Source organism: Rhodococcus sp. P4_B6 (assembly GCF_056402215.1).
Genome location: NZ_JBFUHV010000026.1, coordinates 31032 through 53108, shown reverse-complemented (window position 1 = coordinate 53108; position 22077 = coordinate 31032). Strand labels below are relative to the sequence as shown.

Here is a 22077-nt window from a genome sequence, read left to right as displayed (position 1 = left end):
GGTGATCGGGGCTATAAAGGTCTGCGAACCACCGACCGCCTGCCCAGGAGCTGTGATGCCCACCGAACACGACGTGCGCGCGATGATGCTGGCGTTGCCGGAAGCGCACGAGGTGGTGATCGCGAACTGGGGCGACCAACCGACGTTCCGGGTGCGCAAGAAGATGTTCGGCCTCGTCGGGTACGGCGCGCCCACCGTCTGCCTCAAGGCGACGAAGGAAACGCAGGCCGCGCTGCTGCAGGAGGATCCCGACGTGTTCCTGGTCGCACCGTTCTTCGGACGGTGGGGCTGGATCGACGTCGTCCTCGACCGCGTCGACTCCGAAGAACTGGCCGAACTCGTCGAGGAGGCGTGGCGTCTCACCGCCCCGAAGCGGGTCGTGGCGGCGTACGACGCGGGGCACGCTACCCCTCGTCCGTCCTGAACCGGCCGAGTTGGTGGCGCAGCGCCGTGTCGAGGTCGGGCCGCCGGAACCGGTGGCCGCGACCCTCGAGCTTGCCGGGGGCGACCCGCTGATCGGCCAGGGCGAGCTCACGCGCACCCTGTTCCCCGAGCAGCAGTTTCGGACCGAAATCGGGCACCGGAAGAAAGGCCGGTCGATGCAGCACCGACGCCAGGACCGCGGTGTACTCCTCGTTACGAACAGGATTCGGCGCCACCGCGTTCACCGGCCCGCTCAACCCCGAATCCACGACGGCGCGGTGGTAGACGTCGATCAGATCGTCGATGTCGATCCACGACAGCCACTGCGTTCCGGCGCCCAGGCGACCCCCGAGTCCGACCTCGAACAGCGGCCGCTGCAGGCGCAGCACACCGCCGCTCGGCGACTGGACGATCCCCGTGCGGACCTGCACCACCCGCAGTCCGGCGTCCGCTGCCGGCGTCGCCGCGTCCTCCCAGTCCGCCACGACGTCGGCGAGGAAGCCGTCGCCCCGCGCATCCTGCTCGTGCAGCACCTCGTCGCCGCGGTCGGGCCCGTAGTACCCGATCGCCGACGCACTGACGAACGTCTTCGGTCCCTGCCCGGACGCGGCCGCCACCTCCGCGAGCCGCCGCGTGGGTTCGATACGACTGTCCCTGATCGCCCGGCGATGACCGTCGGTGAACCGTCCCGCGATGGACGCGCCTGCCAGGTGGATCACCGCGTCGACGCCGTCGAGCAGGTCCGCGGCAGGCGCATCCGGATTCCAGCGCCGCTCGTCGGGCGTGCTGGGAGCGCGGCGCACGAGACGGATCACCCGATGCCCGCCCGTGCTCAGGAACGCCGTCAGGGCGGAGCCGACGAGCCCCGAACTGCCCGTCACCGCGATCGTGAGGGGGCCGGGCAGGAGCGTGGACGCCCAGTGGTGCCGGTCTACGTCGTCGGCGAGTTGACGGTGCCGGTAGACGAACGTCGACCGGAGGAACTGACCGGGCACGATGGTGTCGACCCGGTCGGTGACCCGGGTCCGGTCCTCGGACACCACGTCGAACGTGTGCGTGTGCCGCCACGGCACCAGCAGGCGCAGCGGCAGGGCGGCCGAATAGTCGACGAACCGGTGCGGAGGGTCGTATTCCTTCGCGTCGTGCTGCGCGACCCACGTCAGGCCGCCGGGCATGCGCAATTCGGCACGACCCGATTCCAGAGACTCGGATTCCTTCGCGAGACTGAGCGGCTGCCACGGCGGTGAGAGCCGGGCGAACGCCCCGGCCCTGGTGTGCCAGGCGAACAACTCGTCCCGCGAGGCCTCGACCACGCTCGAATGCACGATGCCCATGACCCGACCATAGTCGCGACAGGCCGCGCGGCGGTGACAACGACGGGTAGCGTGTGGGAATGACGCAGTTACGTGTACTGGTCACCGGAGCCACCGGATACATCGGCGGACGCCTCGCTCCCCGGCTCGCGGAAGCCGGCCACCGGGTGCGGGTACTGGTGCGTTCACCGGAAAAACTGACCGACGTTCCGTGGGCGTCCGACGTCGAAATCGCTCGCGGCGATCTGAGTGACCCCGAATCCCTTTCTGCCGCTTTCGCGGACACGGACGTCGTCTACTACCTCGTGCACTCGATGGGAGGGTCGGACGAGTTCGAGAAGGCCGAACGCATCAGCGCGGAGAACGTGGCCGAGGCGGCCCGCACGGCAGGTGTCGGCCGGATCGTCTACCTCGGCGGACTGCATCCCGATTCGGCGGATCTCTCGCCGCACCTGCGGTCCCGCACCCAGGTGGGACGGATACTCGTCGACTCCGGTGTCCCCACAATGGTTCTGCAGGCCGGGGTGGTCATCGGCTCCGGTTCGGCATCGTTCGAGATGATTCGCCACCTCACCAACCGGCTCCCCGTGATGACGACGCCGCGGTGGGTGAACAACAAGATTCAGCCGATCGCGGTCCGCGACGTGCTGCACTACCTCGTCGCCGCGGCCGAGGCGCCGTTGCCGCGCAGTCGCACGTTCGACATCGGTGGCCCCGACGTCCTCCGCTACGGCGAGATGATGCAGACGTACGCCGAGGTCGCCGGTTTGCGTCAGCGTCGCATCCTCGTCCTCCCGGTGCTGACCCCGAAACTCGCGGGCCTGTGGATCGGTCTGGTCACCCCGATCCCCCGCTCACTCGGGCGGGCCCTGATCGAATCACTCCACAACGACGCCGTCGCAGGCGAGCACGACATCGACGACGTGATCCCGCCGCCGAAGGCCGGCCTGACGACGTACCGGGACGCTGTCCGATTGGCGTTGCGGCGCATCGACAACGGCGAGGTGGAGACGACGTGGGCCAGTGCGTCCCCGGTCGGCGCCCCCTCCGATCCGTTGCCGTCCGATCCCGACTGGGCCGGTGAGGTCGTCTACACCGACGAACGCACCAAGGGCTGCGACGCCGACGCCGCAACGCTGTGGACCGTCGTCGAGAGCATCGGCGGCGAGAACGGCTGGTACTCCTTCCCACTCGCGTGGTCCGTGCGCGGCTGGCTCGACCGCGTCGTCGGCGGCGTCGGGCTCACGCGGGGACGCCGGAACCCGAAGCAGCTCAACACCGGTGACCCCCTGGACTTCTGGCGGGTCGAACGCATCGACCGGGGGTCGCTGCTCCGGCTGCGCGCCGAGATGCGGGCACCGGGCGGGGCGTGGCTCGAATGGACCGTCCACAGTGTCGATCCCGACCGGTCCCGGCTCGATCAGCGCGCCATCTTCTTCCCGAAAGGGTTGGCCGGGCGGCTGTACTGGTATTCCATCCTGCCGTTCCACGGAATCATCTTCAAAGGCATGATGGAGAACATCACCGGGTCGGCGGCCCGTCAGACCGTGCAGAGCGGCTGAATCCCCTCTCTGCCACYGGTGGTCGGGGACGTCAGCAACAGGCACGAGTTGTAGCCCCGCGATTCCACCACCTGCCGGATCTGCTTCCACCCCGCGTCGTCGACCGCCGGAGTGCGGGAGAGCACGAAACCCGACACCCGTGCCGGGTCACCGACCAGCGCCCACGAATAGTCGTCGGCGATGTAGGTGACCACATAATTGGTGGGACCGTCCGCCGCACTCTGGAACGGCACGTCCGGGAAACTCACGTGGAGCTGCGCGTTGGTCACCGGATCGTTGACGCGCGCGTTGCCCCTTATCCCGTTCGTCCCACCCGCCCACGTGGTGCACCTGTTGGCGACGCTGACGTTCGACGGGTCGATCAGTCCGTACGTCGCCCTCGTGTCCCGCGCGCAGTCGAGATTGAACGGCTGTGGCACAGCGGCCAACTGATACCACGTGCCCAGGTACCTCTGGACGTCGAGGGATGGTACGGGGGCGAGCGCACCCGGTTGAGCGTGTGCAGGGCCGGCCGCCAGCAGTACAGCCGCGGCGGCGGCCGACAGCGCGGCGGCGATCCCACGGACCTTCGACGGTGTCATCTCGAATCCTTTCAACATCATGCGGTCGACGAAAACGGGCAGCCGAAACAGAGGGCCGGCGCAGCACCCTCTCTCGGGGTATTCGATGCCCATTCCGGATCGGATGGGTCGCTGCGAGAGAACTTTCGACCCATCCGTTCCGAAGACCGCTCCGAATGCCTGTCGATGGTGCTCCCCCGCACTCACACCGGAGAGAGGCAATTTCTGATGAAGATCACCACACGAGTCCTGGCAGTCGCCGCGAGCACGTCCCTGGCCCTGCTGGGCTCGGCGTGTTCGTCGGACGACAGCGGCTCGTCCAGCAGCGGCTCCGCTTCGGAGGCGATGACGTCCGAGTCGATGTCGTCCGGTTCGATGACCTCGTCCGCGATGGCCGATCCCGCCGCCAACCTGGTCGGCCCGGGCTGCGCCGAGTACGCGAAGACGGTTCCGGACGGCGCAGGTTCGGTCAGTGGCATGGCGCAGGATCCGGTTGCGACGGCCGCATCCAACAACCCGCTGCTCACCACGCTCACCGCCGCCGTGTCCGGTCAGCTCAACCCGCAGGTCAACCTCGTCGACACGCTGAACAGCGGGCAGTTCACGGTCTTCGCGCCGGTGGATGCCGCGTTCGCGAAGGTCGACCCGGCCACGATCGAGACCCTCAAGACCGACCCGGCCCTGCTCACCAAGGTCCTGACGTACCACGTGGTCCCCGGCCAGATCGCGCCGAGTGACATCGCCGGCGAGCACACGACCGTCGAGGGCGGCACGGTCACCGTCACCGGTTCGGGTGACGACCTGAAGGTCAACGACGCAGGCGTCATCTGCGGCGGCGTCCAGACCGCCAACGCCACGGTGTACCTGGTCGACTCCGTCCTGATGCCCCAGTAGGCATCCCCCCACGTGAGTGGGAAAGCGTGGTCCGGCACGCTTTCCCACTCACGTGCGGGTGTGGGGTCCGCCCATCCGATGCACAGTCAGCTCCGAATAATTGATATGGAGAGAGGCTCACCCACCGCCCCGGCGTACGTGCTCGTGCTGCCCGGCGGCAAACCACGCAGTCAGGACCCGTCACGCTGCTGGCACCTGTCGAACCTGCGCATGATCTGGTTGGCCCGGTCCCTGAGGTCGACGCTCGGACCCCACGGCATCGCCGTGCAGCGGCTGCAGTACCGGGTCCGCGGATGGAACGCCCCCGAGGCCAGCCCGGTGCACGACGCCCGGATGGCCCTCGAGCGGGCCCGACTGCGGTTCGGGGACGTCCCCGTCGCCGTCGTCGGGCATTCGATGGGCGGCCGCGTCGCCGCGCACCTCGCCGACCTCGACAACGTCCGGGCGATCGCCGCCCTCGCACCCTGGTGGCCCGAATCCGACGCCGATCTGGTGCCTGCCGACCGCAGCCTGATGGTCGCGCACGGAACCGCCGACCGCTGGACGGACCCCGTCGCCTCCCGGATCCAGACCGAACAGGCACTGGCGCGCGGAGTGAACGCCTCCTGGCATCCGCTCTCCGGAGCCGGCCATTTCATGCTCACCCGGCCGTGGTGGTGGCATCGCATCATCGCCGATTTCGTTCTCGACGCCTTCGCCGCGGAAGGCGTCGTCCCCGCACCGACAGACCGGAAGGCAGGTCGCCATGCATGATTCGGAGAAGCTCGGACGCAGGAACGTCGCCGTGATCGGCAGCGGCGTCGCGGGGTTGACCGCCGCCTACGTTCTGTCCCGCCACGACCGCGTCACCCTCTACGAGTCCGACGCCCGTCTCGGCGGCCACGCCCACACTCACCACCTGACGCTGGACTCGGGTGTGGAGGTGGACGTCGACACCGGCTTCATCGTGCACAACGACCGCACCTACCCCACCCTGCTGCGCCTGTTCGCCGAACTCGACGTGGCCACCCAGGATTCCGACATGTCGATGTCGATCCGATCCGATGCGAGCGGGCTCGAGTACGCGGGCGCGAAGGGCCTCCGCGGACTGTTCCCGACCGCCCGCAACCTGGCCCGGCCACGTTACTGGCGCATGCTCGGCGAGGTGCTCCGGTTCCACCGCCGTGCCCGGACCGTGCTCGACACCCCGGCCGGCGAGTCCGGCGCGCAGGAACCGCTGGGCGAATTCCTGGCCCGCAACGGTTTCAGCCCGTACTTCGTCGAAAACTTCATGACCCCGCTCGTCGCGGCCGTGTGGTCGTGCGATCCCGCGACCGCCGCGCGCTACCCGGCCCGCTACCTGTTCACCTTCCTCGACCACCACGGAATGCTCACCGTCTTCGGCTCACCCACCTGGCGCACCGTGACCGGCGGGTCCGCCCGCTACGTCGAGAAGGTGGCGGCACACGTCGACGAGATTCTTCTCGAAACCCCGGTGCAGCAGGTGGAGCGCACCCCGGACGGCGGCACGTGCGTCGTCGACGGCCGCGGCGACGTCCGGTACTTCGACGCCGTGGTGATCGCCGTTCACCCCCGTCAGGCGCTCGCCATGCTCGGCGACGCCTCCGATCTCGAGGCGGAGATCCTGGGCGCCATGCCGTATTCGGTGAACCACGCGCAGTTGCACACCGACGTGTCGATGCTGCCCCGCGCCGAGCACGCCCGGGCCTCCTGGAACTACCTGACTCCCGCCGACGACAAGGACGCGGCGGGCGTCGTCGTCACCTACGACATGACCCGGCTCATGCGCCTCGACACGGTGCGCGACCGGCGGTTCCTCGTCACGCTCGGCGGGAAGCACCTCGTCGACCCGTCGAAGGTCGTCGCGGAGATGACGTACGAACATCCCGTCTACACCCCCGATTCCGTCGCGGCGCAGTCGCGGTTGCACGAACTCGGTTCCGGCACGTTCGCTTTCGCCGGCGCCTACCACGGCTGGGGGTTCCACGAGGACGGGGCGCTCTCGGGACTGCGCGCCGCCGAACGCGTCGGCCGCTCGTGGGATGCGCAGGCCGCACGACCCCACGAACGGGAGACGGTGTCGTGACCGCGCCCGCGATCTACTCGACGAGGATCCGGCACGCGCGCATCGAACCGGTCCGCAACAGCTTCGAGTACACGAGCTACAGCTGGTACGTCGACGTGGACGCCCTTCCTCGCCTCCCGCGGTGGCTCGGACCGTTCGCCCGCTTCCGCGCCGGGGACCACCTCGAACCGGATCCGGCCGCCGCCACGGACACGCTGCGCAGCAGGGTGGATGCGTTCCTCGCCGGACAGGGAGTCGACCTCTGCGGGGGCCGGGTGACGGCCCTTCTCAACGCGCGGGTGCTCGGCTACGTGTTCAACCCGCTCAGCGTGTACTGGTGCCACGACGTCGACGGCACCCTGAGATGCGCGATCGCCGAGGTGCACAACACGTACGGTCAGCGGCACAGCTATCTGATCCGGCCCGACGGCGACGACCGCGCCGAGGTGGACAAGCAGTTCTACGTCTCACCGTTCAACGACGTGAGCGGTCGTTACGACATGCGGTTCCCCGAACCCGGCGACACCCTCTCCCTGAACGTGGTTCTCCACCGCGACGGGCACGGACCGTTCACCGCGACGGTGCGGGGGACGCGGCAACCGGCCACGAGCCGGACGGTTCTGAGGACTCAACTGCGCACTCCCCTGGCACCTCTCGTGGTGTCGGCTCGTATCCGCATCCAGGGAATCACGTTGTGGGCCCGTGGACTTCCCGTCATGGCCCGGCCCGACGGCCGTCAGAAGGAGACAGTTCAGTGAGAAGGAACAAGGACACCGACACGGACGGGTCGCCTGCCGTGAGCACGGCCGGTGAGGGGTTCGTCGACGAGGAGTTCACCGGCGAGAACCCGCGGATCGACAACCGGATCTGGCCCGGGCTGGCCGACGTGCCGACCGGTGTGCGTGCCGCGGCGTCGGCGAAGGTCGCCGACCGCCTGTTCCGCCGCGCGGCCGCCGACCTCGACGTCCGCATCGAGTATCCCGACGGCACCCTGGTGGGGGCACGCCGGGAGCAGGAGATCCTGCCCCGCATGATCATCCGCAATCCCGACGCATTCGCCCGGCGGGTCGGGACGGGGGGACTGATCGGATTCGGCGAGTCCTACATGGCCGGCGACTGGACGTCACCGGATCTCGCCGCGGTGCTCAGCGTGTTCGCCTCCCGGATGGCGACGCTCATTCCTCGCCCACTGCAGCGGTTGCGCGCACTGTATGTCGCCAAACACCCGGCGCAGGAACGTAACACCGAGCAGAACACCCGCTCCAATATCTCCCGGCACTACGACCTGTCCAACGAGATGTTCGAGACGTTCCTCGACGAGACGCTGACGTACTCGAGCGCGCTGTTCTCGTCGACGCCGACGCGTGTGGGGCAGGTCCGGGACGTGACCGTCCTGCGGGCACCCGTCCCGCAGGTCACCCCGAAGTGGGACGACTTCGCGGACGCGCAGCGCCGCAAGATCGATCGGCTGCTCGACGAGGCCGGTGTCGGCGCGGGCACCCGGTTGCTCGAGATCGGGACCGGCTGGGGAGAGTTGTGCATCCGGGCGGCGGAACGCGGCGCCGTGGTCCGCTCCGTGACGCTGTCCAGCGAACAGCAGAGCCTGGCCCGCCTGCGCGTCGCCGAGGCCGGACACTCGGACGTCGTGCAGATCGACCTGCTCGACTACCGCAACGTCGACGGCGAATACGACGCCATCGTCTCCGTCGAGATGATCGAAGCCGTCGGGCACCAGTACTGGGCCACCTACTTCCGGGTACTCGACAAGCTCCTCGCCTCGGGAGGAAGGGTTGCGCTGCAGGCGATCACCATGCCGCACGATCGGATGCTGCAGACCCGCAACACCTACACCTGGGTGCACAAGTACATCTTCCCCGGCGGGTTCCTCCCGTCGACCGAGGCGATCGAATCCGTCACCGCCGAACACACCGGGCTGCGGGTGCGGGAACGCCTGAGTATGGGACAGCACTACGCGGAGACGCTGCGGCTGTGGAACGAGCGGTTCGCCGCGCACAGCACGCAGGCGGAGGAACTCGGATTCGACGAGACGTTCCGCCGGATGTGGCATTTCTACCTCTGCTACTCAGAAGCCGGGTTCCGCTCCGGCTACATCGACGTCCAGCAGCTCGTCCTCGACAAGACGGGAGCACGACCGTGACCGTGGCCGCCGAACTCGACAAGGCGTTGCGTCCGCTCGTCCGCGGCGAACTGCCCGTGCACCTGACCGCGTGGGACGGCAGCACCGCCGGCCCGGCGACGGCGCCGAAGGTGGTGCTGCGCAGTCCCGACGCCCTGCGCCGATTGCTGTGGAACCCGGGCGAACTCGGGGCAGCGCAGGCCTACGTGACGGGTGAGATCGACGTCGAGGGCGACCTGAGCGAGGCCCTGGCACACGTGTGGGCGGTGGCCCGCGAGCGCGGGCTGAGCGGAGTGCGGCCGAGCCCGTCGACGATCGCGAAGGTGCTGCGCGTCGCCGCGAAACTGGGTGTCGTGGGCGGCCCCCTCCCCGCACCCGCCACGCAGGCGAACATCCGCGGCCGGCTGCACAGCCTGCTGCGCGACCGCGCAGCGATCAGCCACCACTACGACCTCTCCAACGATTTCTACTCGTTGATCCTGGACCCGCAGATGGCCTACTCCTGCGCGTACTTCACCCGGAATGCGCCGGGCGCACCGCAGGATCCGGACTACCGGCTCGAGGACGCACAGCGGGACAAGCTGGACCTGGTGTGCCGCAAGATCGGGCTCGAACCCGGCATGCGGTTGCTCGACGTCGGCTGCGGATGGGGGTCGCTGAGCCTGCACGCCGCATCCGCGTACGGCGCCCGGGTCGTCGGGGTCACGATCTCCCGGGAGCAGAAGGCCTTTATCGACGAGCGGATCGCCGAACGCGGGTTGCAGGACCACGTCGAGATCCGACTCCAGGACTACCGGGAGGTCCCCAACGGGCCGTTCGACGCCGTCGCCTCCCTCGAAATGGGTGAGCACGTGGGCGAGAAGAACTACGCCCGGTACGCGCAGGCCCTCTACGACAACGCGAAGCCCGGTGCGCGGGTGCTGATCCAGCAGATGTCGCGCACCGGACGTCATCCCGGCGGCGGCCCGTTCATCGAGTCGTTCATAGCTCCCGACATGACCATGCGTCCGGTCGGCGAGAGCGTCGCGTACCTCGAACGAGCCGGGCTCGAGGTGCGCGACGTGCATGGCCTTCGCGAGCACTACGTCTGGACCGTCGACGCGTGGCTGGAGCAGTTCGAGTCCCGCTGGGACGACGTCGTCGCGATGGTCGGGCTGGAGATGGCCCGGGTGTGGCGGCTGTACCTCGTCGGCGGCGGGATGAGCTTCGCGCAGGGCCGCATGGGCGTCGATCAGATCCTGGCCGTGAAACCGACCGCGGCGGGCCAGTCACTGATGCCCGCGGTGCGGGCCGATTCCACAGGTTCCGGCGTGCTCCGATGAACGGGTTCGACTGGTCGGATTTCGGCGCCGTCACCGCGGCGAGCCTGCTGGTGCTCGCAATCCTGCAGGCCGCGACGTTCCTCGTCGGCCGCCGGATCGGGCGCTACAACGTCGTCGACGTGACGTGGGGCCTCGGTTTCGTCCTGGTGGCGTTCGTGGCCGCCGTCCTCGGCGACGGCGACGCGCTGCGCCGGTGGCTGGTGTTCGTGCTCGTCGCGGTGTGGGGTCTGCGGCTGACCTGGCACATGTACACGAAGTCCGCCGGGAAGGGCGAGGACCCGCGGTACGAGGAGATGCTCGACCGGGCCGGCGGCGACTCGCCGGGCGTCGTCATCAGGAAGATCTTCCTCACCCAGGGATTCGCGCAGTGGTTCGTCTCCCTGCCGCTGCAGGTGTCGGCCGTGCTCGGTCCGGCATCCGGAGTCGGCGCGGTGGCGGTGGTGCTCGGTGTCCTCCTGTGGGTGATCGGCGTCGTGTTCGAATCGGTCGGCGACCACCAGTTGAAGACGTTCAAGGCCGACCCGTCCCACAAGGGCGAGATCATGGACGTCGGCCTGTGGGCGTGGACGCGGCACCCGAACTACTTCGGCGACTCCTGCGTGTGGTGGGGGCTGTGGCTGATCGCGGCAAGCGTGTGGCCCGGCGCCGTCACCGTGCTGGCCCCCGTGGTCATGACGTATTTCCTGGTGTTCGCGACGGGGGCGAGGCTGCTCGAGAAGTCGATGTCACAGCGTCCCGGCTACCCCGAATACCAGCAGCGAACCAGTTACTTCCTTCCCCTGCCACCGAAGCGGTGAGCACCGTGCCGGCATCGCTCCCCCCTCCCCAGGTCCTGTCCTGGTCACACCGGCCGCAACCTGCTATTAGGCTGTGGATCGATGAACGGAATGGGCCGATGACCGGCGTCGACAGGGACACGGAGAACGTGACGCTGACGGCGTTGCTGGCGCGTATCTCGCGCGGCGAGCGGGATGCGTTCAGCGACTTCTACGAACGCACCAGCGCGCGGGTGTACGGCATGGTGCTGCGCGTGCTGCGCGATCCCGGATACAGCGAGGAAACCACCCAAGAGGTGTACCTGCAGGTTTGGAACAACGCGGCGAAATTCGATCCGAAGCAGGGGTCGCCGCTGTCGTGGCTGATCACCCTCGCCCACCGCCGCGCCGTCGACCGGGTGCGGTCCGAGCAGTCCGGATCCGAACGGGAAGCCGCCTACGGCGCCTCGAGTTGGTACGGACCGTTCGACGCGGTGTCGGAGGAAGTCACCCGGCGGGGCGACACCAGCGACGTCGTCGACTGCCTCGGCACGCTCACCGAAGTCCAGCAGCGAACCGTGGTCCTCGCGTATTACGGGGGGCTGACCTACCGGGAAGTGTCGGAGCGGTTGTCCGTGGCGCTTCCCACGGTGAAATCACGAATTCGAGACGGATTGATCAGGCTCAAGCAATGTCTGGGGGTGCAGTTCGATGGATGAGTCCCAGCACGACATCCTCGACCTCGCTCAGGTGTATGCACTCGACGCCGTCGACGATCAGCAGCGCCGAGAGATCGACACCGCGCTCCAGGGCGCACCGCCACACGTTCGCCTGCAGTTCGACAACGCGGTGCGCGGGGTGCGCGAGACGATGGCCGCCCAGTCCGCGTCCACCGCGGTCGAACCGCCCGACTACCTGCTCGGGCGCATCCGCGATGCCCTGCCCGGTACTGCCTCGGCACCCGCGCCGGTGGCGCTGGACGAGGTTCGTGCGCGCCGGCGCAGGCGTCTCCTCGGCGCTCTGGGTGCGGCGGCCGCCGTGGTCGTCCTCGCCGTCGGTGGCATCACCGTCGCCCAGCAGTTGCAGAGCGACGAAACCCAACCCGTTCCCGCGCAGATCCTCGCGGCCGACGACGTCCGCACCGCGGCAGCACCGATCGCCGGTGGCGGTTCGGCCACCGTCGTGTACTCCAAGGACGTCGACGCCGGACTGCTGGTCATGAACGACGTCCCACCGCCCGAGCCCGGTTCGGTCTATCAGATGTGGCTGCTCGGGCCGTCGCACGAACCGGTGTCCGCCGGGATCATGGAGGCCGACGACGTGTCACCGTCGACGACCGCGGTCGTGAACGACATCGACCAGTCCACGGCACTCGGATTCAGTGTGGAACCGCCCGGCGGTTCCACCCAGCCCACCGGCGACATCTTCGCGACGGTGAACCTCACCTGACACGTGAGCGGCAAAGCGTGCGCGAGCACGCTTYGCCGCTCACGTGGGGGTCAGGCGTTGGCGGCTTTGTATTCGCGGCGGCGGCGGTGCAGGATCGGTTCGGTGTAGCCSGASGGCTGSGCGGTGCCGTCGAGGATGAGTTCCTTGGCGGCCTGGAACGCGATGTTGGTGTCGAAGTCCGGGGCCAGCGGCCGRTASGTSGGGTCGTCCTGGTTCTGCCGGTCCACCACCGGCGCCATCCGTTGCAGCGAGGCCACGACCTGGTCGGCGGTGACGACGCCGTGCCGGATCCAGTTCGCCAGCARYTGGCTGGAGATGCGGAGGGTGGCGCGGTCCTCCATCAGGGCGACGTCGTGGATGTCGGGGACCTTGGAGCAGCCGACGCCGGCGTCGATCCACCGGACCACGTASCCGAGGATGGACTGGCAGTTGTTGTCGAGTTCCTGCTGCTTCTGCTCCGCGGTCCAGTCGGTGTYCKSGGCSAGGGGGATGGTGAGGATCTGCTCGAGGGTGGCCCGCGGGGCCCCCTTCAACCGGTCCTGGACGGCGAACACGTCGACCTGGTGGTAGTGGGTGGCGTGCAGGGTGGCCCCGGTCGGCGACGGCACCCACGCGGTGTTCGCGCCSGCCTTCGGGTGGCCGATCTTCTGCTCGAGCATCTCGGCCATCAGTTCGGTCATCGCCCACATGCCCTTGCCGATCTGCGCCTTGCCCTGCAGGCCGGCGGCCARRCCGRYRTCGACGTTCCAGTCCTCGTAGGCGGTGATCCAGGTCTGCTGCTTCATCTCGGCCTTGCGGATCATCGGCCCGGCCTCCATCGAGGTGTGGATCTCGTCGCCGGTGCGGTCGAGGAACCCGGTGTTGATGAACACCACCCGCTCGCGGGCYTCGTGGATGCAGGCGGCGAGGTTGACGGTGGTGCGCCGCTCCTCGTCCATGATCCCCACCTTCAACGTGTTGGCGGGCAGGTTCAGGACCTGTTCGACGCGGCCGAACAGKTCGGTGGTGAACGCGACCTCGTCGGGGCCGTGCTGYTTGGGTTTGACGATGTAGATCGACCCGGTGCGGGAGTTGACCAGCGGCCCCGACGCCTCCGAGCGGGACAGCCCGTGGACGGCGCAGAGGGAGGTGAGCAGGGCGTCGAGGATGCCCTCSGGGATTTCGGTGCCGTCCGGGTGCAGGATCGCCGGGGTGGTCATCAGGTGCCCGACGTTGCGGACGAACAGCAGCGACCGCCCGTGCARSGTGAGGTSSGTGCCGTCGGGGGCGGTGTAGGTGCGGTCCGGGTTCAGCCGGCGGGTGAACGMSKTSCCGCCCTTGGTCATCTCCTCGGTCAGATCACCSCGGTTSAGRCCGAGCCAGTTGCGGTAGCCGATGACCTTGTCGTCGGCGTCGACGGCGGCGACGGAGTCCTCGAAGTCCATGATGGTGGTGACCGCGGACTCGAGCACCACGTCCTTGATCCCGGCSSSGTCGGTGGACCCGATCGGGGAGGTSGGGTCGATCTGGATTTCGGCGTGCAGGCCGTGGTTGCGCAGCAGSAYCSMSGWCGGGGTGGCCGGGKYRCCGAGGTAGCCGACGAACTTGCCCGGTTCGGCCAGCCCGGTGATCGTGCCGTCCGCCAACTCCACCCGCAGGGTGTCCCCGTCGACGGTGTAGCSGRYGGYGTCGGCGTGCGAGCCCTCGGTGAGGGGGGCGGCGGTGTCGAGGAACGTGCGGGCCCAGGCGATGACCCGGTCGCCGCGGACCGTGTTGTAGGAGKYGCCCGGCTCGGCGCCGCCGTCSTCGGGGATGGCGTTGGTGCCGTACAGGGCGTCGTACAGCGACCCCCAGCGGGCGTTGGAGGCGTTCAGGGCGAAGCGGGCGTTGAGGACCGGGACCACCAGCTGCGGGCCGGCGGTCGAGGTGATCTCGGCGTCCACGTTCGCCGTGGACACCGYGAACGGGGCCGGCGCCGGCACCAGGTAGCCGATCGAGGTCAGGAACTGCTGGTACTCGGCCGGGTCGGGGGTGCCGGTGTGGTCGCGGTGCCACCGGTCGATCYGCGCCTGCAGATCGTCGCGGGTGGCGAGCAGGGCCCGGTTCTTCGGYGCCAGGTCCTCGATCACCTTCACCGCACCCGACCAGAAMCCGTCGACGTCGATCCCGGTCCCCGGCAACGCCTCCTCGTTCACGAAGTCGTAGAGCACCTTCGCGACCTGCAGACCGCCGACCTCAACACGCTCAGTCATGAAAAGCCTCACTGTTCCGCTATCGGAGCACCGGACGGGTGCCATGAACCGCGACCAATGTTACCCGCTGGTAAGGATGCGGTGTGGCAGATGTCCGGCGGCTTCTCGATCCGGGCGGAGGTGTGAGGTGAGCTCAGGCCTTGTCGCCGGTGGACGGCTCCAGGGACTGCGCTTCCGGCTCACCGAGCGTGTCGATCTCGGTGTCGATCCGGTGCAGATCGCCCGCGGCCTCCGCGGCGCTGAGACGCGAGCGGCGCCACGCAACCACGAGCAGTCCGGCCCACCCCGCCACGAGGGCGATGTAGCCGAGGGCGGCGGGGACGCCGGTCACGTCGAACGTCTTGAACAGCTTCTGCGCGTTGGTGATGATGATGATGCCGCCGACACCGGTGCCCAGAAGGGTCGCAGGCACCCGGCTGACGAGCCACGCGGCGACCGGTGCGGCGATGATTCCGCCGAGCGCCAGACCCGCGATGATGGGGATGTTGTCGAAGAAGTCGCTGCCGAGCCCGAAGATGAATCCGATGCTGGCCGCGGCGGACACCAGGAACTCCGACGCGCTGACCGAGCCGATGACCGTGCGCGGCGCGGTCTTGCCTCGCGAGAGCAGCGTGCTGGTGGTGATCGGCCCCCAGCCGCCGCCACCGCTCGCGTCGATGAATCCACCGAACAGTCCGAGCGGTGAGAGGAACTTCGCCGTGTGCGGCGACGTCCGCGCGTCGTTGACGGCGGGAGGACGGATCGAGAAGCGGAGGAGGACGTACACGCCGATCGCGAGCAGGATCGTAGACGTCACGGGGACGGCGGCGGCCGTCGACAACTGCGACAGCACCGTCGCGCCGAGGAACGCGCCGATGGCGCCGGGGACGCCCAGGCGGAGCACGAGGGGCCAGTCGATGTTGCGGAACCGCCAGTGCGACGCCCCGGAGGCGAGCGTCGTGCCGACCTCGGCGAAGTGCACCGCCGCGCTGGCGTGGGCGGGCCCGACGCCGCTGAACACGAGCAGGGTGGTCGCAGTCACGCCGAACGCCATGCCGAGGGCGCCGTCGACCAGCTGGGCACCCACGCCGACCAGCGTGAAAATCAAGAGCTTGAACATCGAGACTCCGACCGAGAGAGCGAACCGTCAGGGCAGCAAAGACCAGCGAGCAGGCTGGTCAGCAACATCCCTGGTCGAAGGCATGGCCTCGGCGGGAGGGCCAGAAGGGCATGAGGGCGAGCGAGGCCGCGGGGCCTGCCTGCGCGCTCGTGCCGTTCACTCGAACTCCCGTGTCTCGCGTCGTGTGCACAGCCATCCGCGCACAAGGATCGACATTAGCGGGAGGGGTGGGCGCGTGTCATCTTCACACGCGCCCACCCGTTCACAGCTTTCGCGCGGAGATCTCCATGCCCGCGTCGCGCAGCCGTGCGACCAGCACGTCGCCGAGTGCCGTCGCCGGAGTGAGGACACCTGCCGCGTCCGGGAGCGCGTCGCCGCCGAGGGCGAGACTCAACGCGGATTCGCCGAGCATCACCGCGGTGGCGCGGTAGCCGGGGTCGCCCTTCGCCTTCACCCGCGACGTGTAGTGCGCGCCCGTGGTGGTGGTCGTGTACAGGTCGACGGTGAAGTGGCCGTTGCGTTGCGCCTCCTCGCTGGGACCGTCGCCCGGTGAGGGCAGAACGCGGTCGAGGACGTACCGGGTGGGAGGGAGGGCCATGCCGGCGATCAACGCGCCGAGGCCGACCGTCACCGCACCCGCGATCACCGGCGTGATCGGGGAACTGCCGACACTCATGACCTCGCGGTACTTGAATTCCCGGCCGTACGCCCAATCGCGGAGCGCGTTGCTGCGCCGCACGACCCGCGTGTTGTAGGGGCCCATGAAGAACGGCGCCTTCCAGCCCTTGACCCCGGGCGCGATGGTCTTGCCGTCGACCACACCCATGTCGGACTGCTTGCCGAGATCCGGTTCCTTCGACCGGTCGGGGCTCAGCGAGTACGGCGAGGCCGCGAGACGGCGCGACGCCGCGTCCTTCTTGGACACGTCCACCTGGGTGCGGAGCGAATCGATCGTGCCGCCGCTGACGCCGCCGCGCAGCGACGTGACCACCAGGGTGGTGTCGGTGAGTTCACCCGCGCCGTCCTCACGGACCTTCGCGTGCAGGACGTGCACCCCGAGGTCGGACGGAATGGAGTCGAAACCGCAGGAATGGACGATCCGGGCGCCGGTCTCGCGGGCCCGTTCGTGGTTGGCGTCGATGCTCTCGCGGGCGAACAGCACCTCTCCGGTGAGGTCGACGTAGTCGGTGCCCGCCTCGGCGCAGGCCGCCGCGAGTGCGTGTCCGTATTTGGCGTAGGGGCCGACCGTCGTCGCGACCACGCGGGTGCGTCCCGCCAGGGCGGCGAGCGACGCGGCGTCGTCGGAATTCGCGACGATGAGGGGCCAGTCCGCCGCGCGCGGACCGAGCGCGGACCGCACCGCTTCCAGTTTGGCGGCCGTCCGCCCCGCGAGCGCGATCCGGACACCRTCCGGGGCGTGCTGTGCGAGATAGTCGGCGAGGAGTTTGCCGACGAAGCCGGTGGCCCCGTACACGACGAGATCCAATTCACGTGTGCTGTCTGTCATGACACGACCCTACTCGTCGGTAGGGAAGGGTGAGGTCAGAGTCCGGCGCCGCCGGGGCGGGTCGGTGTGAGGGGTGCACGGGTGCGGACCCGCAGGACGACATAACCGGCCCACGACGTGACGACGCCCAGCGCCACGAGGGTTTGGATCGCTCCCGCGGCGGATTCCGGGTAGACCACGCCGGTGAGGTAGTGGGCGATGAACCCGGACGAGGGGAGCGGGTCCTGCCCGGCGCGGACGCGGGCCCAACTCTCCAGATGCGTCAGCGGGCAGTCGATGCCGACGATCAGGCCGGTGAACCCCCAGGCAACCGCCGCCAGGTGGAGGGCGATGGTCCGCGGCCACCGCCAGGCGAGAAAACCACCGCACACGACGTAGAGGATGAAGATCAGGTGTGCGACGACCGTCGCGTCGGCGACGACTTCGTAGAAGACCACGCTCCCCATCGATGCACCCCTGACCTCCGAAGCGTCCCCCTACGCCATCGTAGGCGCGGGCTGCCGGGTCCACGGGGGAACGGGCTCGGAACGAAATCAGGCGGGGCCGCGCGCCTCTTCCTTGACCACCAGGATCGGAATATCGACCTCGAGCAGGAGGCGTTGCAGCCATCGTTCCAGGAGGAACTTGCCGACCGGGGACATGCGCCGGGTGCCCACGACGAGCAGGTCCGCGCCGCTGCTGTCGACCAGCGTGCGCAGTGCGCTCACCTGATCGCCGTCGTGTTCGCTGGTGCGCAGTTCCCACGACGACTCGCCGACCCCGCCGCTCTCGAGCGTCGCCTGGATCTCGGCGCGCAGAGCGGACCGGTCGGACTCCGCATCCTGTCCGGGGTCGTCGTCGAGGACGTGGAGGACGAGTAGCTGTTCCCGTCGTTGCACAGCCTCGCGGGCGGCGTGGACGATGGCCGCCCGGCCTTCCGGGCTGTCTCGGTGGACAACGGCTATCGCCATGAAGCGCCTCCATATTCAGGGATCGGTACCACGTCCATTATCCCCACGCCGGACAGTGCTCCGGCTGTGTCGATGCTCTCGAAACGGGGGTTTGTGTGGTGCTCGATCACCAGGGTGAGGGCTCGTAGTCCTTCAGGAAGCAGCCGTGCAGATCGACGCCCTGCTCGCCCTGGACGATGGGGTCGTAGACGCGGGCGGCGCCGTCGACGAGGTCGAGGGGGGCGTGGAAACCCTCGTCTGCCAGGCGCATCTTGGTGTAGTGCGGTCGCTCGTCGGTGATCCACCCGGTGTCCACCGCGGTCATGAGGATGCCGTCCTCGAGCATCTCCTTCGCGCTGGTGCGGGTGAGCATGTTCAGCGCGGCCTTCGCCATGTTGGTGTGCGGATGCCCGGGACCCTTGTACGCGCGGCTGAACTGGCCTTCCATCGCGGAGACGTTCACCACGTACTTGCGGCGCGCACCTGCCGCCGCCATCGCGGGCCGCAGCCGGGACACGAGGATGAACGGGGCGACCGAGTTGCACAACTGCACCTCGAGCAGCTCGATCGGGTCGACTTCCTCGACCGTCTGGACCCAGCTGTTCGAGTGCGCCAGATCGGGCAGCAGACCGCCGGCGTCGATCGCGAGACCCTGATCGATCCGATCGGGAGACGCCGACTTCGCGACCAGCGCGAGCGAACTCACCGCGTCGGGGGACAGCGCGGCGCCCGCCATCACGGACACGTCGGACAGCGACCCGGCGAGCGCCGCCGGGTGGGCGTCGCTCGTCTTGCCGAACGTCAGGACGTCGGGAAGGTCGCCGGAGGGAAGCGCACCGGATTCGGCGTCCGCCAGCGCGCTGTAGGCGCCGGGCGAGCGTCGCACCGTCTGCGCGGCATTGTTGATCAGGATGTCCAGCGGGCCCTGCGCGGCGACGGAGTCGGCGAGCGCGACGACCTGCGCCGGGTCACGCAGATCGATACCGACCACCCGCAGCCGGTGGATCCACTCGCTGCTGTCCTCCATCGCCTTGAAGCGGCGGATGGCGTCGTTGGGGAAACGGGTCGTGATGGTGGTGTGGGCGCCGTCGCGGAGCAACCGCAGCGCGATGTACATGCCGATCTTGGCGCGACCACCGGTCAGCAGCGCCCGGCGTCCGGTGAGGTCGGCGCGCGCGTCCCTCTTGGCGCGGCTCTTCGTCGCGCACTCGGGGCACAACTGGTGGTAGAACGCATCGACCCGGGTGTAGCGCTGCTTGCAGATGTAGCACGGGCGGGGCCGGATCAGGGTGCCCGCGGACGCGCCGTCGGCGTTCGACGTCAGCAGGATGCCCGCGGTCTCGTCGTCGATCCGGTCGGGGGAACCCGTCGCGGTGGCGGCGACGATCTTACGGTCGGCCTCGGAGACGGCGTCGCGGGCCGCGATCCGCCTGCGCTTCTTCAACTTCTTGAAAAGGTGACCGACAGCACGCTGGACCGTGACGGAATCGGGATCCGCGTCGTCGAGGTCTGCCGCCAGATCGAGAACTTTCAGGCAGATCTCGAGATCCGCCGGATCGATCGTCGTCGTTGTTTCACCCATCGAACTTCGCCCTCTCACGAAGAAAGCCCCGGTTCAGTGAACCGGGGCCTTTTCGTCTGTCTCAACTCAGAGTGTCCGAGGGGGGACTTGAACCCCCACGTCCGTTAATAGGACACTAGCACCTCAAGCTAGCGCGTCTGCCATTCCGCCACTCGGACTTGCCTGCCCCCATTTCCTGGGTGCTGCAAAAGATTAACCGATGAACCGCCACGGCCCAAATCGCCCCTCTCACCTGAGCGTTTCCGCCTGCCCGATGGTAGGAAAGTGGAGTGTCAACTACACAGGAAACCCCAGGCCAGGGTCGCGCCGAAGCCGAAGTCGTGGATCTCGTCAGTTCACTGATCCGCTTCGACACGTCCAACACCGGAGAGCTCGCGACGACGAAGGGCGAGCGCGAGTGTGCGGAGTGGGTGGCGTCCCAGCTGCAGGAAGTGGGCTATGAGACCGAATACGTGGAGTCGGGCGCACCGGGTCGCGGCAACGTGTTCGCGCGGCTGAAGGGTTCGGACCCCGACCGCGGCGCGCTGTTGCTGCACGGTCACCTCGACGTCGTACCCGCCGAACCGGCCGATTGGCGCGTCCACCCGTTCTCCGGAGCCGTCGAGGACGGGTACGTGTGGGGTCGCGGCGCCGTCGACATGAAGGACATGGTCGGGATGATCCTGGCGGTCGCCCGCCAGTTCAAGGCGGAGGGCATCGTTCCGCCCCGCGACCTCGTGTTCGCGTTCGTCGCCGACGAGGAGGCCGGTGGCAAGTACGGCTGCCAGTGGCTGGTCGAGAATCGTCCCGATCTGTTCGAGGGGGTTACGGAGGCCGTCGGCGAGGTCGGCGGCTTCTCCCTGACCGTTGCCCGCCCGGACGGCACGGACCGCAGGCTCTATCTCGTCGAGACGGCGGAGAAGGGTCTCGGATGGATGCGGCTGACCGCGAAGGGCCGGGCCGGACACGGTTCGTTCCTGCACGGCGACAACGCCGTCACCATCCTGGCGCAGGCGGTCGCCCGGCTGGGGGCACACACGTTCCCGCTGGTCATCTCCGATTCTGTGGCCGAATTTCTCGAAGCGGCAGGCGAGGAGACCGGACTCGACTTCGACCCGACGTCGCCCGACCTCGACGGCACCCTCGCGAAACTCGGCTCCATCGCCAACATCCTCGGTGCCACGCTCCGTGACACCGCGAACCCGACCATGCTGTCCGCCGGCTACAAGGCCAACGTCATCCCGCAGACCGCGGAGGCCGTCGTCGACTGCCGGATCCTGCCCGGCAGGCAGGCCGAGTTCGAGGCGACGATCGACGAACTCATCGGACCGGACGTCCAGCGCGAATGGATCACGAAGCTCGACTCCTACGAGACCACGTTCGACGGGCATCTGGTCGACGCCATGAACGACGCCATCCTTGCCCACGACCCCGGCGCCCGCACCGTGCCGTACATGCTGTCGGGCGGAACCGACGCCAAGGCGTTCGCGAAGCTCGGCATCCGGTGCTTCGGATTCGCACCGCTGCAGTTGCCTGCGGACCTGGATTTCGGTGCGCTGTTCCACGGCGTCGACGAACGGGTACCCGTGGACGCACTACTGTTCGGTACACGCGTGCTGGAACATTTTCTGCTCCACAGCTGATCGAAAACCGATACGCGACAAGAGAGGAACCGCATGTCACACGATCCGTACGAGGCACTTCCCGACCTGCCGAGTTTCGAGCTGACCTCCACCGACGTCACCGACGGGCAGCCGCTGAACAAGGAACAGGTCAGCGGAATCTTCGGCGCCGGCGGCCACGACAACTCACCGCAGCTGTCGTGGTCGGGGTTCCCCGCCGAGACCAAGAGCTTCGCGGTGACGGTGTACGACCCCGACGCGCCGACGGTGTCCGGGTTCTGGCACTGGGCGGTCGCGAACATCCCGGCCGACACGACCACGCTGGTGAGCGGCGCAGGCGACGACGAGGGAACCGGGCTCCCGACCGGTGCGATCACGCTGAAGAACGACGCCGGACTGAGTCGTTTCCTCGGCGCCGCCCCGCCGGCAGGTCACGGGCCGCACCGCTACATCATTGTGGTCCACGCGGTCGACGTGGAGACCCTCGACGGCGTCACGGCCGAGTCGACGCCCGCGTTCCTGGGGTTCAACCTGTTCTCCCACGCGATCGCCCGCGCGAAGATCCAGGGGACGTACGAGCAGTAACTCCGGTAGTTCCGGAAACACCGGTGGCCGGCGAATCCTCGGGATTCTCCGGCCACCGGTCTC

General features: G+C 68.5%; 21 protein-coding genes and 1 tRNA gene. 13 read left to right on the top strand and 9 right to left on the bottom strand.

Features of this window, described 5'->3' with window-relative positions; translation table 11 throughout:
- Window positions 1-55 precede the first annotated feature (55 nt).
- Window positions 56-424: an MmcQ/YjbR family DNA-binding protein gene (locus AC1DWT_RS15525; protein WP_206013471.1), complete on the top strand. Its 369-nt coding sequence runs from the start codon at window positions 56-58 to the stop codon at window positions 422-424.
- On the opposite strand, the gene AC1DWT_RS15520 is transcribed toward AC1DWT_RS15525, so the two are convergent.
- A complete protein-coding gene (locus tag AC1DWT_RS15520) occupies window positions 405-1757 on the bottom strand; it encodes a TIGR01777 family oxidoreductase (RefSeq protein WP_206013472.1) in 1353 nt (450 codons plus the stop codon). The two genes, AC1DWT_RS15525 and AC1DWT_RS15520, sit on opposite strands and share 20 nt — an antisense overlap.
- A gap of 59 nt (window positions 1758-1816) precedes the next feature.
- Here AC1DWT_RS15520 and AC1DWT_RS15515 point away from each other — a divergent pair, with 59 nt between their 5' ends.
- Window positions 1817-3298, top strand: a complete 1482-nt coding sequence (locus AC1DWT_RS15515) for an SDR family oxidoreductase (RefSeq protein WP_206013473.1) — start codon at window positions 1817-1819, stop codon at window positions 3296-3298.
- Here AC1DWT_RS15515 and AC1DWT_RS15510 read toward each other — a convergent pair.
- Complete coding sequence (locus tag AC1DWT_RS15510) at window positions 3277-3879, bottom strand: lipocalin family protein (RefSeq protein WP_477921271.1); 603 nt, start codon at window positions 3877-3879, stop codon at window positions 3277-3279. The two genes, AC1DWT_RS15515 and AC1DWT_RS15510, sit on opposite strands and share 22 nt — an antisense overlap.
- Window positions 3880-4086: 207 nt before the next feature.
- Here AC1DWT_RS15510 and AC1DWT_RS15505 point away from each other — a divergent pair, with 207 nt between their 5' ends.
- From AC1DWT_RS15505 to AC1DWT_RS15465, 9 genes are all read left to right on the top strand, one after another.
- Window positions 4087-4752 (top strand): fasciclin domain-containing protein, encoded by a 666-nt coding sequence (locus tag AC1DWT_RS15505; protein WP_072948122.1) that lies wholly within the window; start codon window positions 4087-4089, stop codon window positions 4750-4752.
- 105 nt (window positions 4753-4857) lie between these two features.
- Window positions 4858-5505 (top strand): alpha/beta fold hydrolase, encoded by a 648-nt coding sequence (locus AC1DWT_RS15500; RefSeq protein ID WP_206013475.1) that lies wholly within the window; start codon window positions 4858-4860, stop codon window positions 5503-5505.
- Complete coding sequence (locus AC1DWT_RS15495) at window positions 5498-6838, top strand: NAD(P)/FAD-dependent oxidoreductase (RefSeq protein WP_206013476.1); 1341 nt, start codon at window positions 5498-5500, stop codon at window positions 6836-6838. The genes AC1DWT_RS15500 and AC1DWT_RS15495 overlap by 8 nt, the downstream gene beginning before the upstream one ends.
- Window positions 6835-7575 (top strand): DUF1365 domain-containing protein, encoded by a 741-nt coding sequence (locus AC1DWT_RS15490; RefSeq protein ID WP_206013477.1) that lies wholly within the window; start codon window positions 6835-6837, stop codon window positions 7573-7575. Before AC1DWT_RS15495 ends, AC1DWT_RS15490 begins: the two co-directional genes overlap by 4 nt.
- Window positions 7572-8975: a class I SAM-dependent methyltransferase gene (locus AC1DWT_RS15485; protein WP_206013478.1), complete on the top strand. Its 1404-nt coding sequence runs from the start codon at window positions 7572-7574 to the stop codon at window positions 8973-8975. The genes AC1DWT_RS15490 and AC1DWT_RS15485 overlap by 4 nt, the downstream gene beginning before the upstream one ends.
- A complete protein-coding gene (locus tag AC1DWT_RS15480) occupies window positions 8972-10276 on the top strand; it encodes an SAM-dependent methyltransferase (RefSeq protein WP_206013479.1) in 1305 nt (434 codons plus the stop codon). The genes AC1DWT_RS15485 and AC1DWT_RS15480 overlap by 4 nt, the downstream gene beginning before the upstream one ends.
- Window positions 10273-11073, top strand: coding sequence for a DUF1295 domain-containing protein (locus tag AC1DWT_RS15475; RefSeq protein ID WP_206013480.1), 801 nt, complete (start codon window positions 10273-10275; stop codon window positions 11071-11073). Before AC1DWT_RS15480 ends, AC1DWT_RS15475 begins: the two co-directional genes overlap by 4 nt.
- A 98-nt stretch (window positions 11074-11171) precedes the next feature.
- Window positions 11172-11750 (top strand): sigma-70 family RNA polymerase sigma factor, encoded by a 579-nt coding sequence (locus tag AC1DWT_RS15470; protein WP_124393860.1) that lies wholly within the window; start codon window positions 11172-11174, stop codon window positions 11748-11750.
- On the top strand, window positions 11743-12480 hold the full coding sequence (locus AC1DWT_RS15465) for an anti-sigma factor (RefSeq protein ID WP_206013481.1): 738 nt from the start codon (window positions 11743-11745) through the stop codon (window positions 12478-12480). Before AC1DWT_RS15470 ends, AC1DWT_RS15465 begins: the two co-directional genes overlap by 8 nt.
- 50 nt (window positions 12481-12530) lie before the next feature.
- Here the strand turns inward: AC1DWT_RS15465 and AC1DWT_RS15460 are convergent, their stop codons facing one another.
- The 7 genes from AC1DWT_RS15460 to AC1DWT_RS15430 form a co-directional block, all read right to left on the bottom strand.
- Window positions 12531-14711 carry a malate synthase G gene (locus AC1DWT_RS15460; protein ID WP_477921267.1) on the bottom strand — a complete coding sequence of 727 codons (2181 nt, stop codon included), beginning with the start codon at window positions 14709-14711 and terminating at the stop codon, window positions 12531-12533.
- A 133-nt stretch (window positions 14712-14844) separates the two neighbouring features.
- Window positions 14845-15810 carry a sulfite exporter TauE/SafE family protein gene (locus AC1DWT_RS15455; RefSeq protein ID WP_072941819.1) on the bottom strand — a complete coding sequence of 322 codons (966 nt, stop codon included), beginning with the start codon at window positions 15808-15810 and terminating at the stop codon, window positions 14845-14847.
- A 262-nt stretch (window positions 15811-16072) separates the two neighbouring features.
- The gene (locus AC1DWT_RS15450) at window positions 16073-17317 is read right to left on the bottom strand and encodes a saccharopine dehydrogenase family protein (protein WP_095863664.1); all 1245 of its coding nucleotides are present in this window, start codon (window positions 17315-17317) and stop codon (window positions 16073-16075) included.
- 35 nt (window positions 17318-17352) lie between these two features.
- Window positions 17353-17763, bottom strand: coding sequence for a DUF2784 domain-containing protein (locus AC1DWT_RS15445; RefSeq protein WP_072941814.1), 411 nt, complete (start codon window positions 17761-17763; stop codon window positions 17353-17355).
- 87 nt (window positions 17764-17850) lie between these two features.
- The gene (locus AC1DWT_RS15440; RefSeq protein ID WP_072941812.1) at window positions 17851-18267 is read right to left on the bottom strand and encodes a universal stress protein; all 417 of its coding nucleotides are present in this window, start codon (window positions 18265-18267) and stop codon (window positions 17851-17853) included.
- Window positions 18268-18373: 106 nt separating this feature from the next.
- The gene (locus AC1DWT_RS15435) at window positions 18374-19828 is read right to left on the bottom strand and encodes an SDR family oxidoreductase (protein WP_072941810.1); all 1455 of its coding nucleotides are present in this window, start codon (window positions 19826-19828) and stop codon (window positions 18374-18376) included.
- Window positions 19829-19900: 72 nt separating this feature from the next.
- Window positions 19901-19986, bottom strand: a tRNA-Leu gene (locus tag AC1DWT_RS15430).
- A 111-nt stretch (window positions 19987-20097) separates the two neighbouring features.
- Here AC1DWT_RS15430 and AC1DWT_RS15425 point away from each other — a divergent pair.
- Together AC1DWT_RS15425 and AC1DWT_RS15420 are read left to right on the top strand one after the other, a co-directional pair.
- Entirely contained in the window at window positions 20098-21450 is a 1353-nt protein-coding gene (locus tag AC1DWT_RS15425) for a M20/M25/M40 family metallo-hydrolase (protein ID WP_477921263.1), read from the top strand.
- A gap of 33 nt (window positions 21451-21483) precedes the next feature.
- The gene (locus tag AC1DWT_RS15420) at window positions 21484-22014 is read left to right on the top strand and encodes a YbhB/YbcL family Raf kinase inhibitor-like protein (RefSeq protein ID WP_072941804.1); all 531 of its coding nucleotides are present in this window, start codon (window positions 21484-21486) and stop codon (window positions 22012-22014) included.
- Window positions 22015-22077: the final 63 nt, after the last annotated feature.